2 rRNA genes are annotated in these 3,494 nt (G+C 55.5%); both read right to left on the bottom strand.

From position 1 onward, the window contains the following. Nucleotides 1-41: 41 nt before the first annotated feature. Nucleotides 42-159: ribosomal RNA gene (rrf, locus tag EV648_RS42260) — 5S ribosomal RNA — on the bottom strand. A 145-nt stretch (nucleotides 160-304) separates the two neighbouring features. Further along, a 23S ribosomal RNA gene (locus tag EV648_RS42255) occupies nucleotides 305-3,431 on the bottom strand. Nucleotides 3,432-3,494: the final 63 nt, after the last annotated feature.

Here is a 3,494-nt window from a genome sequence, read left to right as displayed (position 1 = left end):
TTAAGGGCCACCCGGTGTGGGTGGCCCTTAACAGTGTGAATGTCCGGCGACGTCCTACTCTCCCACGACCTCCCGGTCGCAGTACCATCGGCGCTGTCGGGCTTAACTTCCAGGTTCGGAATGGAGACTGGGTGTTTCCCCGACGCTATGGTCACCGTAACTCTATAGAAATATCAACCAACCACACTACAGTCACACCAACCCCGCGTAGGGGTTGCGGGCTGGGGGTTGACCGTATTTCGGGAACCGTATAGTGGACGCGTACATCTTCGCAGCAAGTTCGTTGACCACACGAGTGTGGTGTTGAGACAAGCCCTCGGCCTATTAGTACCAGTCAGCTCCACACCTTGCGGCGCTTCCACTTCTGGCCTATCAACCCAGTGGTCTACTGGGGGCCTTACCCGATTAACTCGGTGGGAGACCTCATCTTGAAGCGTGCTTCCCGCTTAGATGCTTTCAGCGGTTATCACTCCCGAACGTAGCCAACCAGCCGTGCTCCTGGCGGAACAACTGGCACACCAGAGGTTCGTCCACCCCGGTCCTCTCGTACTAGGGGCAGCCCTTCTCAAGTCTCCTGCGCGCGCAGCGGATAGGGACCGAACTGTCTCACGACGTTCTAAACCCAGCTCGCGTGCCGCTTTAATGGGCGAACAGCCCAACCCTTGGGACCTACTCCAGCCCCAGGATGCGACGAGCCGACATCGAGGTGCCAAACCATCCCGTCGATATGGACTCTTGGGGAAGATCAGCCTGTTATCCCCGGGGTACCTTTTATCCGTTGAGCGACGGTGCTCCCACATGCCACCGCCGGATCACTAGTTCCGACTTTCGTCCCTGCTCGACATGTCTGTCTCACAGTCAAGCTCCCTTGTGCACTTACACTCGACACCTGATTGCCAACCAGGCTGAGGGAACCTTTGAGCGCCTCCGTTACCTTTTAGGAGGCGACCGCCCCAGTCAAACTACCCACCAGGCACTGTCCCTGATCCAGATAATGGACCGAAGTTAGACAGCCAGAACAACCAGAGTGGTATTTCAACGATGACTCCACCCGAACTGGCGTCCGGGCTTCACAGTCTCCCACCTATCCTACACAAGTTGTACCGACCACCAATACCAAGTTGTAGTAAAGGTCCCGGGGTCTTTCCGTCCTGCTGCGCGTAACGAGCATCTTTACTCGTAATGCAATTTCGCCGAGTCCATGGTTGAGACAGCGCCCAAGTCGTTACGCCATTCGTGCAGGTCGGAACTTACCCGACAAGGAATTTCGCTACCTTAGGATGGTTATAGTTACCACCGCCGTTTACTGGCGCTTAAGTTCAAAGCTTCGCCGGCCTAAACCAGCTAACCTGTCCCCTTAACGTTCCAGCACCGGGCAGGCGTCAGTCCGTATACATCGAATTACTTCTTCGCACGGACCTGTGTTTTTAGTAAACAGTCGCTTGGGCCTGGTCTCTGCGGCCATCAACGCTTCCCCCAGCAAGTGAGGTAACGCATCAGGCCCCCCTTCTCCCGAAGTTACGGGGGCATTTTGCCGAGTTCCTTAACCATGGTTCACTCGATCGCCTTGGTATTCTCTACCTGATCACCTGTGTCGGTTTGGGGTACGGGCGGCTCTAACACTCACTACGAAGTTTTTCTCGGCAGCATGGGATCATCCACTTCCCCTGAACGGGTCCGCCTCGGCTCTCAGGCACAATGAGACACGGATTTGCCTATGCCTCGCCCTACCACCTTGCCCGCGGATCAGCTTGCGCCTACCATCGCCGCGGTTGGACTACCCTCCTGCGTCACTCCTTAGTGCACCTAATACCAGTTAGGGTCGACAGTTCCACCCCTCGACCCGAAGGTCTCAAAGCTTCACGGTCTTAGCATCACCAGGTTCGGTCGGGTCGTGTTAATGCCGGTACGGGAATATCAACCCGTTGTCCATCGACTACGCCTGTCGGCCTCGCCTTAGGTCCCGACTTACCCAGGGCAGATTAGCTTGACCCTGGAACCCTTGATCATTCGGCGGACGGGTTTCTCACCCGTCATTCGCTACTCATGCCTGCATTCTCACTCGTGCAGCATCCACAACTAGATCACTCTGCTGCTTCACACGCTGCACGACGCTCCCCTACCCATCCACACACCTGGACACAGATCAAGTCTGTGCCGGGTACAAATGTGAATGCCACAGCTTCGGCGGATTGCTTGAGCCCCGCTACATTGTCGGCGCGGAATCACTTGACCAGTGAGCTATTACGCACTCTTTCAAGGGTGGCTGCTTCTAAGCCAACCTCCTGGTTGTCTGGGCAACTCCACATCCTTTTCCACTTAGCAATCGCTTAGGGGCCTTAGCTGGTGATCTGGGCTGTTTCCCTCTCGACTACGGAGCTTATCCCCCGCAGTCTCACTGCCGCGCTCTCACTTACCGGCATTCGGAGTTTGGCTGATTTCGGTAAGCCGGTAAGCCCCCTAGACCATCCAGTGCTCTACCTCCGGTAAGAAACACGCGACGCTGCACCTATATGCATTTCGGGGAGAACCAGCTATCACGGAGTTTGATTGGCCTTTCACCCCTATCCACAGGTCATCCCCCAGGTTTTCAACCCTGGTGGGTTCGGTCCTCCACGCGGTCTTACCCGCGCTTCAACCTGCCCATGGATAGATCACTCCGCTTCGGGTCTAGAGCATGCGACTATTTCGCCCTGTTCAGACTCGCTTTCGCTACGGCTACCCCACACGGGTTAACCTCGCCACATACCACTAACTCGCAGGCTCATTCTTCAAAAGGCACGCCGTCACACCCACACAAGGTGAGCGCTCCGACGGATTGTAGGCAACCGGTTTCAGGTACTATTTCACTCCCCTCCCGGGGTACTTTTCATCTTTCCCTCACGGTACTAGTCCGCTATCGGTCACCAAGAAGTATTTAGGCTTAGCGGGTGGTCCCGCCAGATTCACACGGGATTTCAAGAGTCCCGTGCTACTTGGGAAAACACTCGGAAGTCATCGTCTTACGCCTACGGGGCTATTACCCACTACGGCTCAACTTTCCAGAAAATTCGACTTCAACGATGATTTATAACTCCCCGACCCCACGGCATTGAGGCCTGAATGCTCCCACAACCCCATGTACGCAACACACGCCGGCTATCACACGCACATGGTTTAGCCTCATCCGCTTTCGCTCGCCACTACTCACGGAATCACTATTGTTTTCTCTTCCTGCGGGTACTGAGATGTTTCACTTCCCCGCGTTCCCTCCAGAACCCTATGTGTTCAGGCACTGGTAACTGGCTTTAGAGTGCCAGCTGGGTTTCCCCATTCGGACACCCCCGGATCACAGCTTGGTTGCCAACTCCCCGGGGCTTATCGCAGGCTCCTACGTCCTTCATCGGCTCTTGGTGCCTAGACATCCACCGATTGCCCTTAGTAGCTTGTCACACAACAAAAAACTACAAAGATGCTCGCGTCCACTATACAGTTCTCAAAATACGGGCAGGAAA

This window comes from Kribbella sp. VKM Ac-2568, from assembly GCF_004345365.1.
In the GTDB taxonomy this organism is placed as follows: Bacteria; Actinomycetota; Actinomycetes; order Propionibacteriales; family Kribbellaceae; genus Kribbella; species Kribbella orskensis.
The sequence above is the reverse complement of the archived record's forward strand: the minus strand, read 5'-3'. Positions and strand labels throughout refer to the sequence as shown.